The 13,980-nt window shown below is 52.0% G+C and carries 12 protein-coding genes; 7 read left to right on the top strand and 5 right to left on the bottom strand.

What is annotated here, in order from left to right; translation table 11 throughout:
• Positions 1 to 12: 12 nt before the first annotated feature.
• Positions 13 to 1,155, bottom strand: a complete 1,143-nt coding sequence (locus BWM17_RS06780; RefSeq protein ID WP_309493181.1) for a radical SAM protein — start codon at positions 1,153 to 1,155, stop codon at positions 13 to 15.
• 168 nt (positions 1,156 to 1,323) lie between these two features.
• Between BWM17_RS06780 and BWM17_RS06785 the strand changes: the two genes are divergently transcribed.
• From BWM17_RS06785 to BWM17_RS06800, 4 genes are all read left to right on the top strand, one after another.
• A complete protein-coding gene (locus BWM17_RS06785) occupies positions 1,324 to 3,492 on the top strand; it encodes a molybdopterin-containing oxidoreductase family protein (RefSeq protein WP_309493182.1) in 2,169 nt (722 codons plus the stop codon).
• Between the two features lie 4 nt (positions 3,493 to 3,496).
• The gene (locus tag BWM17_RS06790) at positions 3,497 to 3,985 is read left to right on the top strand and encodes a 4Fe-4S dicluster domain-containing protein (RefSeq protein ID WP_309493183.1); all 489 of its coding nucleotides are present in this window, start codon (positions 3,497 to 3,499) and stop codon (positions 3,983 to 3,985) included.
• Positions 3,986 to 4,084: 99 nt separating this feature from the next.
• A complete protein-coding gene (locus BWM17_RS06795; RefSeq protein ID WP_309493184.1) occupies positions 4,085 to 4,519 on the top strand; it encodes a hypothetical protein in 435 nt (144 codons plus the stop codon).
• Positions 4,520 to 4,574: 55 nt separating this feature from the next.
• Positions 4,575 to 6,887, top strand: coding sequence for a xanthine dehydrogenase family protein molybdopterin-binding subunit (locus BWM17_RS06800; protein WP_309493185.1), 2,313 nt, complete (start codon positions 4,575 to 4,577; stop codon positions 6,885 to 6,887).
• Between the two features lie 73 nt (positions 6,888 to 6,960).
• Here BWM17_RS06800 and BWM17_RS06805 read toward each other — a convergent pair whose 3' ends face one another.
• The 4 genes from BWM17_RS06805 to BWM17_RS06820 form a co-directional block, all read right to left on the bottom strand.
• Positions 6,961 to 7,920, bottom strand: a complete 960-nt coding sequence (locus BWM17_RS06805) for an ABC transporter permease (RefSeq protein ID WP_309493747.1) — start codon at positions 7,918 to 7,920, stop codon at positions 6,961 to 6,963.
• Positions 7,913 to 8,863: an ABC transporter permease gene (locus tag BWM17_RS06810; protein WP_309493186.1), complete on the bottom strand. Its 951-nt coding sequence runs from the start codon at positions 8,861 to 8,863 to the stop codon at positions 7,913 to 7,915. The genes BWM17_RS06805 and BWM17_RS06810 overlap by 8 nt, the downstream gene beginning before the upstream one ends.
• Before the next feature lie 118 nt (positions 8,864 to 8,981).
• Positions 8,982 to 10,436: an ABC transporter ATP-binding protein gene (locus BWM17_RS06815; protein ID WP_309493748.1), complete on the bottom strand. Its 1,455-nt coding sequence runs from the start codon at positions 10,434 to 10,436 to the stop codon at positions 8,982 to 8,984.
• A gap of 110 nt (positions 10,437 to 10,546) precedes the next feature.
• Complete coding sequence (locus BWM17_RS06820; RefSeq protein WP_309493187.1) at positions 10,547 to 11,620, bottom strand: BMP family ABC transporter substrate-binding protein; 1,074 nt, start codon at positions 11,618 to 11,620, stop codon at positions 10,547 to 10,549.
• 138 nt (positions 11,621 to 11,758) lie between these two features.
• Between BWM17_RS06820 and BWM17_RS06825 the strand changes: the two genes are divergently transcribed.
• From BWM17_RS06825 to BWM17_RS06835, 3 genes are read left to right on the top strand one after another with little or no spacing between them, the layout of a single operon-like run.
• Positions 11,759 to 12,430 carry a hypothetical protein gene (locus BWM17_RS06825; RefSeq protein WP_414641339.1) on the top strand — a complete coding sequence of 224 codons (672 nt, stop codon included), beginning with the start codon at positions 11,759 to 11,761 and terminating at the stop codon, positions 12,428 to 12,430.
• Between the two features lie 8 nt (positions 12,431 to 12,438).
• A complete protein-coding gene (locus tag BWM17_RS06830) occupies positions 12,439 to 13,626 on the top strand; it encodes a thiolase domain-containing protein (protein WP_309493189.1) in 1,188 nt (395 codons plus the stop codon).
• 11 nt (positions 13,627 to 13,637) lie between these two features.
• Positions 13,638 to 13,979: a Zn-ribbon domain-containing OB-fold protein gene (locus tag BWM17_RS06835; protein WP_309493749.1), complete on the top strand. Its 342-nt coding sequence runs from the start codon at positions 13,638 to 13,640 to the stop codon at positions 13,977 to 13,979.
• The last annotated feature ends 1 nt before the right edge of the window (position 13,980 follow it).

A 13,980-nucleotide genomic window follows, 5' to 3' on the forward strand; every position in this document is an offset into this window, starting at 1 on the left:
CCAAGTAAACTCCTAGCATCGATAACGCTGGTTTAACAGCTCCCCAGCCACCTCACCCATCCAGACCCTAACCGGCTCCTCAGAATAGTCCCACAGCTGCCTTCTGATGAGTTCTACATCATCCCGGTTAGGTTGGAAAGGATAGTTCCGCAGCTCCCCCAAATATGCTTGGTAAGGAGTGCAGTTTGAAAACGGCCTATTGCAGGCGCTGTCCATACTTTTGCCAGCGCACCCCGAGGTCATAAACGGCCAGCCGCTTTCCACTGTCTCATTCAATAAGTCTTCTGCGATGCCGAAGTCTGTTAGTCTGCCTACCCTGTCAAACGTCATATCTTCCACCCTAGCTAGGCCTTTGTTTATCAAAAACCTAGCAAGCTGAACTCTCCGGTATTTTCCTATAGGCGGCTGCAGGCTGTCTTGCAACTGCGAGTTTTCTTCCGGGAAGAAGGAGAAAAGATGGGTGAGGGCGCCTGCGTCATAGGCCTTCTGAATAGTCTTCACTGCCTCTTCCTCTGTTTCACCTAAACCTACGATGAGGTGTATGCCCACGTTGAATCTGCCGAAGACTTCCACAGACTCCTCCACAACCCTCCAGTATTTGTTCCACTTATGAGGTCCTCCAACGCCTTTGCCTCTCAGCCTTTCAAACAGTTCCGGCGTCGCAGCGTCAACTGCCACACCCACCTTGTCAGCGCCAGCGTGCTTCAACTTACCTAGCCATTTCTTGTCGACGATGGTAGGTGCGATGAGGGCGGAGACGGCTTCGATCTTCTCGCTGAGCACCCCTACAATTTTCAACGTGTCGTTTTTCGCTTTACCGTTGGTGACCATGGAGACGCATACTCTCTCCACATGACTGCAGAATCCGCTTTCTATCCTTCGGGCAACGTCTTCAAGGAGGACCACAGGCCACTCTACCCGTATGAAACTGTATTCGTCCCAAGGTTTAGCTATGGTTCGAGTGTGGGAGAGCCCGCAGTAGGCGCATCTCCCGGCGCACCCCTCCCTGTAGGTCAGAAGAAGGTTAAGGCAGTATAGTTTGGCATTCCGATAGAATCTCCCAGGCATTAAGCCCAACGTTATGGCAGCGGCGAGGCTTGTCCTCACATATTCAGGGGATTCACGCGGAGGCGAAGGACCTGTCGAAGGTTCCACGACACGGTTCACCGCCAGTCTCGAGGCTGTATCTTCAATGGAAACATCCCTTTGAAACATTTTTTCTCCAGCAACATCTCAAGTTTGAGCAATCGGTTTTTCGGCGCAATAAAATTTATATTTTTTCCAATTGTATTTATGACTATTGGAATTATGTGAGGTTTCTTCATGAAAAAAATAGTAAAATCCATCTGCACCCAATGCCACTGCGAATGCGGAGTACTGGTTCACGTGGAAGACGGTGTGGTCAAGAAAATCGAAGGAGACCCGGAGTTCCCTCAAAACGAGGGTACCATGTGCCCGAAAGGTTTAGCGTTTGTTCAACTGCTCTACCACCCGGATCGTTTGAAGTATCCCATGAAGCGAGTTGGCGAAAAAGGGGAAGGCAAATGGGAGAGAATATCGTGGGAGGAAGCCTTAGATTTGATGGCAGCTAAATTCACGGAATACAGAGAAAAATACGGCCCCCAATCCATCGCCTTCGGCTTTTGCGACGGAGACAGAGACGAAGTCGGCCCATGGATGGCTTGGCTTATTGCCGTAGGCAGCCCCTATATTTTCGGCACCGACGCGCACTACTGCCTCCGACCTGCTTTCGTGGCTGATTCGCTTACCTTCGGCCAGTCTCACACATGGGAGGTGGGGCCTGACTACGACAATAGCAACTGCATCCTCATCTGGGGGGCTAATCCCGTCGAAAGCCACCCTTGCTCCACTGCACGGAGAATCCTCAAAGCCAGAGCTAGAGGCGCGAAGCTGATAGTCGTTGACCCCAGGTTCACGCCTCTTGCTTCCAAGGCGGATGTTTGGCTGCAGCCGCGACCGGCCACCGATGCGGCTGTGGCCTTGGGGATGCTGAACGTCATCATCAACGAGAAGCTTTACGATGAAGATTTTGTGAAAAACTGGTGCACCGGCTTCGAGGAGTTAAAAGAGCGCGTGCAGCAGTATCCTCCAAGCAAAGTAGCGGAAATCAGCTGGGTGCCTGAGGAAGACCTAGTTAAAGCTGCCAGATTGTATGCAAAAAATAAGCCCTGTGCCTTCCATACGCGGATGGGGTTGCTTATGAACACCAACAACCTTCAAACAGTTCGAGCGGTGGACTTGCTGTCCGCTGTTACAGGTAACGTTGACATAAAAGGAAGCAATATTCTGCCCTATCCTTCACCTCCTCGCTCCCGGTCCTACGTCGACTTCTTCCGACTTCATAAGGAGTCCATACCCTTGGAGCTCTTTGAGACGAGGCCTGGGTACAAAGAATGGCCTCTTATCTATGGCTACGACTCGCCTTGGAATGATGCTCACCCCCCCTCGGCCATCGAGGCCATAGCGAGAGGTCAAGTTAAGGCGATGATATGGGTCAACGACCCGGTGATGGGACTTCAAAACAGCAAGAAGATTCAGGAGTCCCTTAAAAAGCTGGAATTCATGGTGGGCATAGACTTCTTCCTGTCGCCCACCGCCAATCTGGCGGACATAGTTCTCCCTTCGGCTACATGGCTGGAGAGAGACATGATCCACGATCTGCACTATTTCTATCTTCCGCCCAAAGGAAAACGCGACTATCACGAGTCTTTCGTGAGCATCGGGGAAAAAGTGATAGAGCCGCTTTACGAGTGCTGGGAAGAGAGAAAAATGGCTGCGGAGTTAATTAAAAGAATGGGGCTGAAATCACCTATTCCCATAGATAGCTCAGACGCCTATAACAACTGGCGGCTGGAGCCTTTGGGCATCACCGTCGACGAGTTGAAGAAAAAACGCATCGTAAGCATACCGATCAAGTACAAGAAATACGAGGAAATAGGCTTTCAAACGCCTTCGTTCAACGTTGAACTCTGCTCCAACGTGCTGAAGGAGCAGGGCTTCGACCCATTGCCCTACTACGAGGAACCCCCGGAGAGCCCCTACAGCACCCCGGAGCTTGCAAAGGAATACCCTTTCATCCTGATTTCTGGGGGAAGGCATATCTGCTTCTACCATGGAGCTCTGCGGCAGCTTCCTTGGCTGAGGGAGCTGAACCCTGAGCCTAAAGTGGAGATCAACCCTGAAACCGCGGAGGAGCTAGGCATTCGAAACGGAGACTGGGTTTGGATTGAGACTCCCAGAAGAAAGGGTGAGCGGGTTAAACTGAAAGCTGAACTTACGGAAACAGTGCACCCCAAGGTGATTCACGCCTATTCCCACTGGTGGTTCCCTGAAAGGAAAGACGACCCTGACCGGGGATGTTTCGAGTCAAACATCAACATCATAACCTACGATGATCCTCCCTACGACAAGCATTCGGGAACCCCCCTGATAAGAGGTTGCTTATGTAAAATAGGCAAGGTGGAGGCTTGAGACAATGGTTAAGTATGCGCTGATGTTCCATCCCGATCGCTGCGTCGGATGCCCCACTTGCGTGGTAGCCTGCAAGCAGGAAAACGAGATTCCTGTAGGGCCTTCCTGGCTGAGGATAACCAAGCGCGTATACAAGGTCGACGGGAAACTTAAGATGAGTTTCAACCTCCTGCGATGCATGCACTGCGGCAGACCTCCCTGCATTGAAGCCTGCCCGGTGAACGCTATAACCAAACGCTCAGACGGGATTGTCTTGATAAACAAGGAGCTGTGTACCGGCTGTAAAGCCTGCATCGAAGCCTGCCCCTTCAAAGCTCCGCAATACAACCCGGAAAAGGACGTAGTGGAGATGTGCACCCTCTGCGTTCACAGGATTGAGAAGGGACTGCTACCCTCCTGCGTTCAACACTGCCCAGCAGGGGCCTTATATTTTGGGGACGTGAACGCCGTCACAGCTGCGCTTCAGGAAAACAAATGGCCCACTGAAGTCTAAGGGCTGACGGCCCCGGATTTTTTCATTTTTTAACCGATAAGTTTCCCTAGGTCCTAAAATTATATAGGGACCCTCGGCAAAACAATGCAAGGTGTCAACATGGTTAAGGTTGAGAACTATAATCTGCCGGATGAACTTTATTACTGGGCTAAAGGCTACACTTGGGCTAAGATAGAATCCGGCGACAGAGTGAGAGTAGGCATCACGGACTTCGGCCAAGACCAGGCGGGAAAAGACCTGCACATCCGCATACGGCCTAAAGGCAGCTCGGTGGTTCAGGGGAAATTCTTCGGAACCTTGGAGTCAGCGAAATGGGTCGGACCTCTGGAGTCCCCGGTGAGCGGAGTCATCGTAGATGTTAACGAAGAAATCAAAAAGCCTGAAAACAGAAACCTCGTCAAAGAAGATCCCTATGGGAGAGGGTGGTTGGCGGTAATTCAGCCTTCCAATCTGGAGAGAGAACTTAAAAATCTTCTCCAAGGCGAAGCCGCTGTGAAATGGTTAACCGAAGAGATCGCTAAAGCTAAAAAGTAGCTAAACTGAAAAGTAGAATCGAAAATTTTTATAATTCTTGCTCCATAAAAAAGTTATGCCTGTTTTCTCTTTTGTGGGTAAGAGTGTTGCTCGGTTTGATGGTTTGGAGAAGGCTACGGGTCGGGCTGTTTTTGTGGGGGATTTGTCGCTGCCTGGGATGTTGTGGGGGAAGATTCTTCGCAGTCCTCTGGCTCACGCTCGGATTGTGGGCATCGACACGGGGGAGGCGGAGAGGGTTCCCGGGGTGAAGGCTGTCCTAACCCACCGCGACGTACCCAAACACCCGTCCCACATGGGCCATCATCACCCTCCTCTATCCCCTGACGACCGGTATATTCTGGACGATCGGGTGCGTTATGTGGGCCATGAGGTGGCGGCGGTGGCGGCGGACAGCCTGGAGGCGGCGGAGGAGGCTGTGGAGAAGATCAGGGTGGAATACGAGCCTCTGCCCGCGGTTTTCAACCCCCAGGAGGCCATGCGGCCTGGGGCCCCCAGGCTGCATGTGGGCGGGGAGCGGGGCATCTACGACCGGGAGCGGAACATCGCCAACCACCTGGAGATCGCCGTGGGCGACGTGGAAGCCGCCTTCCGGGACTCCGCCCACGTCTTCGGCCCCGAAACCTTCCGCACCAGCGCCCCCCACCACGCGCAGCTGGAACCCCACGCCGTCCTAGCCTCCGCCGACCCCCAAACCGGCCGAGTCACCATCTGGGCCACAACTCAGACTGTTTTTCACTACCGTAAAGCTTTGGCTGCGGCTTTAGGTATGCGGGAAGGCGACATCAGAGTCATCGCTCTTCACCTAGGTGGCGGGTTCGGAGGTAAAGTTCTCACAGCCTCCTACGATGCTCTCGCTGTGCTTTTGTCGCGGAAAACCGGCCGGCCGGTGAAGATCGTCCTCACCCGGGAGGAGGTGCTCGGCGGAGGCACCGGCAACCGAAGCCCCGCCATCCTCCAACTCAAACTCGGCACAGACCCCAACGGCCACTTCACAGCCTTCGACGCAAAAATAACCATGAGCACAGGAGGCTACGCCATTGAGGGAGGAGCTGTGATAGGAGTCTGCTGCACGATGCTCACCTGCCTTTACAAGTTTCCAGCCTTCCGGGTTACAGGAGACTCTGTTTACACCAACTGCCCCCCAAGCCTTGGCTTCCGGGGCTTTGGCAACCCTCAAGGCCAGTGGGCTTTGGAGCAGCTTGTGGACATGGCTGCGGAGGAACTGGGCCTAGACCCCCTGGAGATACGGAGGAGAAACCAGGTGAGAGTAGGAGACACGGTCCCTTCAAGCAAGAATCCTCTTAAAACCTGCGGCTTGGAGGAGTGTATGGACCGGGGGGCTGAGCTCATCGGCTGGAAGCGGAGAGAGGACCCCGCCTACCGGGGAAAAGGCGCCAAAAGAAAAGGCATAGGCATGGCCGCTGTAACTCAAGTGTCAGGGTTGGGGGGAACCTTCACACCCTATCCGGAAGTTTCGAATGCTGTAATTAAGATGAACGATGACGGCACATTCAATTTGATGATGGCTCTCCACGAGATGGGTGAGGGAATAAAGACCGTTATCCTTCAAATAGCAGCTGAAGAACTAGGAGTGCGAATAGACGACATTAAACTGAGTTCGGAAATAGACACGGACGTATGCCCCTTCGACCACGGCTCTTTCGCAACCAGAACCACTTACGTATGCGGCTCCGCTGCTAAGCTCGCAGCGGCTGACGCGCGCAAGCAAATCTTGAAGAAAGTAGCGGAAAAACTGGACACCAAGGTTGAAAACCTTGAAATGGTTGAAGGGAAAATCTACGTTCGCGGAGACCCTGAAACAGCAATTTCTCTCCGAGAACTCGCGGAGCACATCCGCTTCCATGACATGGAAGACGCTGGGACCATCGTCGGCCGCGGGTCCTTCACAGCTCAAGCCAACTCCCCACCCTTCGGAGCTCAGTTTGCCGAGGTGGAGGTGGACATGGAAACGGGGGAGGTGCAACTCCTCCGCTTCGCAGCAGTTCACGACGTAGGCACAGCCATCAACCCCCAAGCGGTGGAGGGTCAGATTGAAGGCGGCGTAGCTCAAGGCATAGGCTACGCCCTCACCGAAGACACCGTGATTGACCCTCGGACAGGGGAAATTCTCACCGCCAGTTTCCTCGACTACAAAATCCCCTCCTCTCTGGATATGCCTCCCCTCTACGTCGCCCTCGTTGAGCCTTCCGATCCCTATGGACCCTACGGAGCCAAGGGCGCCGGCGAACCTCCCATCGTCCCCACGGCTCCGGCCATCGCTAACGCCATTGCTAACGCCATAGGTGTTCGCATCAAAAGCTTGCCTATGACCCCTGAGAAGATACTGAAGGCGTTGAAAAAACTCTGAAAAACCAAGATTAAACTACAGCTGTCTCTGGAGTGCTCCCGGACAGCCGGGCTAGAAGTTTACATGCAGCCTCCTATGTTTTTTCGCCTCTCACATACGGAGTTAAGAGCGCGGTGGGTGCGCCTATCTTTTTCGCCAAAGCCGTCGTAGAAATGGAGCTTAAAGCGAGAATGGTGAGAACGTAGGGCATCATCATGAGCAGGTTGTAGGGGATACCTATTCCTACAGCCTGAAGCCTCAGCTGAAAGGAGTCAATGACTCCGAAAAACAGCGAGCCGGCGAAGCTCCATACAGGATTCCACATTCCAAAGATCACCAAGGCTATGGCTATCCACCCACGCCCGGCGGTCATGAGTTCCACCCACTGGCGGGTGTAGGCCAGTGACAGGTAGGCTCCTGCGATGCCGGCCATGATGCCTCCGAAGAACACGCAGAGATACCTCGTCAAATAGACGTTCACGCCTAGAATGTCCGCGGCTTCAGGGTTTTCACCCACCGCCCTGATTATCAGGCCGATCCGTGTTTTGAAGAGAATCCATGAAGACACAGCGACGATGAAGAAGGCGAGATAAACTAAAACGTTTTGGCTGAACAGAATAGGCCCTACTATCGGAAGGTCGCTCAAGCCGCGGATGTAGATGGGATAGAAACCCGCCTCCGCCGCCATGCCGATCCACTTTTTCCCAATGTAGCTGGTTACCCCTATGCCGAAAATGGATAGAGCAAACCCTGAAATCACTTGGTCTGATCTGGTTGTGATGGACAGGAAGGCATGAATAAGACTCATGGCTCCGCCGCATAAGGCTGCCAAAAGGATCCCCATCCAAGGATTTCCTGTGATGTTCACCCCGATGAAGCCGACTAAAGCCCCTACGATCATCATTCCCTCTACGCCCAGATTTAGCACCCCTGAGCGTTGAGCGTAGATTTCCCCAACCGTAGCCAAAATGAGAGGAGTACCCAGCCTCAACGCCGAAGCCACCAGTGCTGTTGAGAAAATTTCTGTCAGAATTTCCTGCACGGCTTCATCCACCTCTTTCAAAGCTGACCCTATAACGGATTAGAAACTCTCCTGCAACAATTAGAAGAAGCACCAGCGATTCGATGATGTTCACCAAAGCCACAGGTATGCCGACTGCCCGCTGCATCATGTCAGCTCCCACCAGTAAGCCTCCGAAGAAAATGGATGAAGCAATTACGCCGATGGGGTGTAATTTCCCCAATAACGCCACCACCACGGCTGTGTATCCGTATCCGGGGGATAAGCCAGGCATGATTCTGTAATGAATGGCGGACACCTGAACCATGCCGGCGATACCCGCGAGGCCTCCGCTTATTATCACAGCTGGGATGATGGTTTTGAAGATGCTGATGCCTGCATAGCGGGCGGCTTTTATGTTGGCGCCAACGACTCGGATTTCATACCCTAACCTAGTTTTCATCAGCATCAAGTAGATGAGAACGGCGGCTATCAAGGCGAAGAAAATGCCCACATGCAGCCGAGAACCAGCTAGGTTGGGCAGTCTGGCGGCTTCGGTGATGATGGGGGACCACGGAAAGCCTTCGTACATCCACGGCCCTACTAACATGTGGGTTACCCACAATATCGCTATGTAGTTCATCATCAGAGTGGTGATTATTTCATTTACTCTCAGCTTTACCTTCAAAACTCCCGGTATCATCCCCCAAAATCCTCCGCCCAAAAACCCTAGAAGCAACATGAAAGGAAGAAGAAAGGCAGCGTCAAGTTCGGAAAAAGCATAAGCAGCCCATGTGGCTGCGAAGGCTCCCATGTACAGCTGTCCTTCCGCTCCGATGTTGAAAAAGCTGCATCTAAAAGCCAAAGCGACACCCAAACCAGCCAGCATGAGAGGCGTTGCCTTGACAACTGTTTCGATTAAACCGAACCTGCTGCCGAAGGCTCCTAAAAATAGTTTCCCATAAGCCATCAGAGGGTTAACTCCGGAGGTGACCAAGAAAACGGCTCCTAACAGCAAAGCTAACAGGACACTGGACGCTGAAATAAGCAACTTCAAATAAAGGGAGGGAGAAGGCCGTTCAACTAACCTCAGCCGCAGTCGCTGCATGGAAGATTCACTTTCCCCCAGCCATCATTAAGCCAACCTCTTCTCTCTGCGCAGCCTTAGCCTCCACCGTGCCCACGATTTTCCCTTGATACATCACCGCTATTCGGTCGCTTAGAGCCATGATTTCGTCAAGGTCTTCTGAGATGAGCAGTATGGCGACACCTCTCCGCCTCTGCTCCAGCAGCATCCTTTGAATATATTCTGTGGCGCCCACATCTAGGCCTGAAGTAGGGTGAACGGCCACCAAAACCTCCGGGCTGGCGGAGATTTCCCGCGCCAATAGAAGTCTCTGCTGATTCCCCCCCGAAAGCAATTTAACTGGGGTGTCTCTGGCTGGGGTCATAATGTTAAAACTTGAAATCAGACGGTCGCAGAAATGCTCCACAGCCTGACGGTCGATGAATAATCCTCGGTTGAAATCGCTACTTCTGTAATTCTTAAGAATCAGGTTCTCTAAAACACTCATGCTTGTGACAAGTCCTATGTTCACACGGTCTTCAGGTATGTGAGCTAACCCTAAGTCAATTCTCTCCCTCGGTGAACAGCCGGTGATGTCTTGGCCTTTAAGGAAAACTTTTCCTCCCGAAGCCTTCCTGAGGCCTGTGATAACCTCCGCTAATTCGCTCTGGCCGTTGCCCGCTACTCCGGCAATCCCAAGGATCTCTCCCTGTCTTACATACAGTGAAACTCCGCGAAGAGCTTCCAGCCCTTTGTCGTTGAGTGCGTGAAGATCTTTCACTTCTAAAATAACCTTGCCTTTCCCAAGTTCTTCTCTTTCAGGTCTGAAAATGACCTCCCGGCCTACCATCATGCGAGCCAGTTCAGCCTTGTTTGTTTCGTCCTTATTGCAGGTGAAGACAACTTTTCCTGCGCGCAGCACCGTGATCCTGTCTGCAACGGACATAACTTCCTCCAGTTTATGGGTGATGAACACGATGGAGAAACCTTGCTTCACCATCAGCCTAAGGGTCTCGAAAAGTTTCACGGTTTCCTGAGGTGTAAGCACTGAGGTGGGTTCGTCTAAAATTAACGCCCGAGTTCCCATGCACAAGGCTTTGATGATCTCCACCCGCTGCTGCTCACCTACTGAAAGTTGCCAGATCTTTGTCTGAGAATCAACTTTCAACCCGTATTTTTCAGAAAGCTCAGCTATCTTGGATCTGACCTCTTCCACATTCTGAGAAAATAAACCTGCAGACTTCAGCCCTATCATCACGTTTTCCACAGCGTCGAAGGAGGGCACCAGCGAGAAATGCTGCTGCACAAACCCTATCCCGTTTCTTATGGCCTCCTTGGGTGAGTTAGACGTGAAACGTTTCCCGCGAAGCAGTATATACCCCTCATCCGGCTGGTAGAGTCCGTACAGTATCTTCATCAAAGTAGTCTTCCCAGCGCCGTTTTCCCCCAGCAGCCCGTGGATTTCACCTTCTCTGAGGTCGAAGTCTACGTGGTCATTAGCCACCAAACTACCGAACCTTTTAGTTATACCCCGCATTGAAACAACATTCGCCTTTTCCAAAGCTACCGTCACTGATAATTAGGGTGAAGAAAAAATAAAGGAGAGGTTAAAGGCTACTCCCAAGTATACTCGCTGATGGTGGGAACTACAAACTCGCCTGCAACTATCTGGCTTCGTCTTTCAGCTATCTTTTCCTTCACGTCGTCAGGAACCATAGGCCCGAAGAGAGTTAGGTCCGTGGCACCTTCTGCTATGCCTCGATAATAGAACTGGTTCAAATCCTCCCTCGTCAAAGTTCCCGCTCTCCAGCCTTCTATGATCTCCCCGAAGAACGGCGCCCAATTCCATATGATGATCGCCACCACAGCTTCTGGGGCGATGAAGCGGCTGTCGGTGTACATTCCGAAGGCATAAACACCTCGCTCCGCGGCTGCCTCCAGAACCGCAGCGGAGTCTTGGTAGTGGCTGAGAAAGTCTGCTCCAGCGTCAATAAGAGCGAAGGCTGTCTCTTTCTCTTTCGGCGGGTCATACCATGTACCTGTAAAGGCCACTCGAACCTCGATGTCGGGGTTAATCTCTTTGGCTCCCAAGATGTAGGCGTTGATACCGTACACCAGCGTTTCGATGGGGTAAGCCCCGACGAAGCCTATTACTCCCGTCTTGGTCATCATTCCGGAAAGCATCCCTGCCAAATACTGGCTTTCGTAGTCGCGAGCGTAGTACGTGGCTACTCCCGGGGCAGTGGGTCCGCCACCAGGGTACAGGAAAGCAACCTCCGGGTGTTCCTCCGCTAGCTTGAAGCAGGCGTCTTGGTAACCCCAACTATGAGCGAAGATCACCTTATGGCCTAATCTAATCCAATCGCGCAAGTACGGCTCAGCATCAGCCTCGGGGATGTTGTCGGCGTAAGACATTTCCACAGCAGGTAATGTCTCAGATACCTCCTTCATCGCCGTGTAAGCAGCATAGTTCCACCCGAAATCCCCTATGGGGGACGGTAGCAGCAAAGCTACCTTAATGGGCTCAACTTCAACTGGTGCGGGTGTAGGCGTTGGGGTTGGGGCGGGTCTTGTGGCTTGCCAGGCGGCGTAGCCGCCCACACCAGCCACCACCGCCGCAGCAATGGCGGCAATGCCGTATTTCATCGCACTTCTACGAGATTTATCTGCCAAAACAGTTACCTCCACTTCCCGTTTTTATCCCCTATTGGAAATATAAGCTTTTGGGTTCAGAGTATAAAAAATTGTTTTTCCAAGGAAGGACGCCGAAAGAATTAAAATTACGTCCATATCTAATTGATGATCCTAACTAGCTAGAAGGTGAAGGTGTTGTCAGAAGATCAGGAATCGATTCTCAGGGTAGATTGGGATATCCCGAGGAAGATCTATCCGCCGAAGGTGGTAACTTTGGCCAGCGGTGAGAAACTGGTAATTCGGGAGATAGAGAGAGGAGAGGTGCCTCCTATTCTTGAGGCCATTAGACCGCTACTGACGGTTGAGAAGGATTACTATGACATTGTAAGTGCCAGAGTATATGCAGAGCTCTTGGGATGGTACAGATATAGAGTGAAAAACGAGTACTGCCTCATTGGAGTGGTAAATGGTGAATTGGCAGGACTGGTCAACAATAGGCTGGTTAATGAAAAGGTTTGCATGAGCCTTCATACCCTTGCTTTGAAAAGAGGTGGACGGATAGGGGCCCATCTGTTTGCAGCCAAACAGGAGCATGCTATTGAGAACTACAGCGTGGACGAGGTTTGGGTTACCGCGGAAAGTCCTATAGGGTTTAGGCGGTGGATGGTGGAATGGAGCTTGCAGCCTAGGCCTGACCTGCAACATGAATTGGGAGGTGTAACGGTTTACGTCTTGACGAAGGAAAACTACTACAAACTGAAGCCGCAGAAAGTCTTTGGAGAAAGACCGGTTCCTGAAGAATTATATAAGGAGTCGCTTAATCCCAAGATAATAATACCAGACATAATACGCCAACAAGAGTAAGATGAACTATGCTCAGACAAGTTGCAGTCATAGGCTGCGGAATGACAAAATTCGGCCGACATGACGGGAAAACCTTATTGGAAATCATGGTCGAAGCATCGCTTCGCGCCATCGATGACGCGAAAATTGGAGAACGTGATGTTGATGCTGTCTACGTCTCCACCATGCTATCTGGGGAATTATCCAATCAGACTGCTCTTGGCAGCGCCCTTGTCGACCAACTTGGGCTAATGCCCGCTGCAGCTCATCGCTTGGAGAACGGTCCAGCGTCCGGGGGTTCAGCGGTTAAAAATGCATGTATGGCGGTGGCTTCTGGATTTTGCGACTTGGTCTTGGTGACTGGAGGTGAGAAGATGCGGCATATATCCGGCGACAGAATAACAGACCTCATCAGTACGATGGTTCACCCCACTGCCGAATACGTGCATGGCGTCACTCTCCCCGCTCTTGCCGCCATGTTCACTAGGCTTTATATGCACCGTTATGGGCTGAAGCGTGAACATTTAGCAAAAGTAGCCATAAAAAACCATGCCAACGCCTTGAAGAATCCCTACGCTCACATCCACCAGCCCATAACCATCGAGGGTATTCTTTATGCCAAAGAGGCTGAAGTCAACAATCCTTTGGTTGCGGATCCTCTTCGGCTGTTTGACTGCTGCCCGGTTACGGATGGCGCCGCGTCGGTTGTTTTATGTGCGGCTGAAATCGCTAAGGAGTTCTGCGATACACCTGTCATCGTAGCTGGGCTAGGTCAAGCTACAGACACCTTAGCGGTTCATGAAAGAGAGGACCCAACTCTGTTGAAGGCAGTACAGGTAGCCTCTCAGAAGGCCTTTAAGATGGCTAAACTAACCCCTGCCGACATGGATTTGGCGGAACTGCATGATGCCTTCACCATCTTGGAGATCGCTGAGAGTGAAGACTCCGGATTCTTCGCTAAAGGAACCGGGCATAAGGCCTTGGAGGAGGATGTTACCTCTCTAGGCGGCAAATTGCCCATCAACCCCTCCGGCGGTCTGAAAGCTCGAGGGCATCCTGTAGGCGCCACGGGGGTGGCCCAGATTGTCGAGTTAACATGGCAGTTACGCGGTGAAGCAGGGGGAAGGCAGGTTCAAGGAGCAGAGAAAGCTTACTGCTGCAATTTCGGGGGGTTTGGTAACAACGTTATCTCATTCGTATTAACGAGGAGGAATTGATTGTGCAAAAAATGACCGGGTTCAAGTGTGAAAAATGTGGAAAGATGTTTTATCCAAAACATGCTCGCTGCCCAAGGTGTGGAAGCTTGGAGTTGAAGGAGATAGATCTGGGAAACGAGTGCACGTTGATGACTTATACGAAGCTCTTCGCTGTACCGGAAGGTGTGGAGCAAATTCCCCTCTTACTGGGCATAGTGGAATTCAAAAACGGAGTTAGGGCGCTGGGTCAGATAGTGGCTGAAGAGGTAGAAATAGGCGCCACTTTACAGCCGGTATGGGGTCCCCTAAGAAAGGTCCACGGCAAAACGGTCAGCGGCTTCAAGTTCGAGCCAGTCAAGCGAAAACTTAGTTGAA

This window comes from Candidatus Hecatella orcuttiae, from assembly GCF_002009985.1.
GTDB classification, from domain to species: Archaea; Thermoproteota; Bathyarchaeia; order Hecatellales; family Hecatellaceae; genus Hecatella; species Hecatella orcuttiae.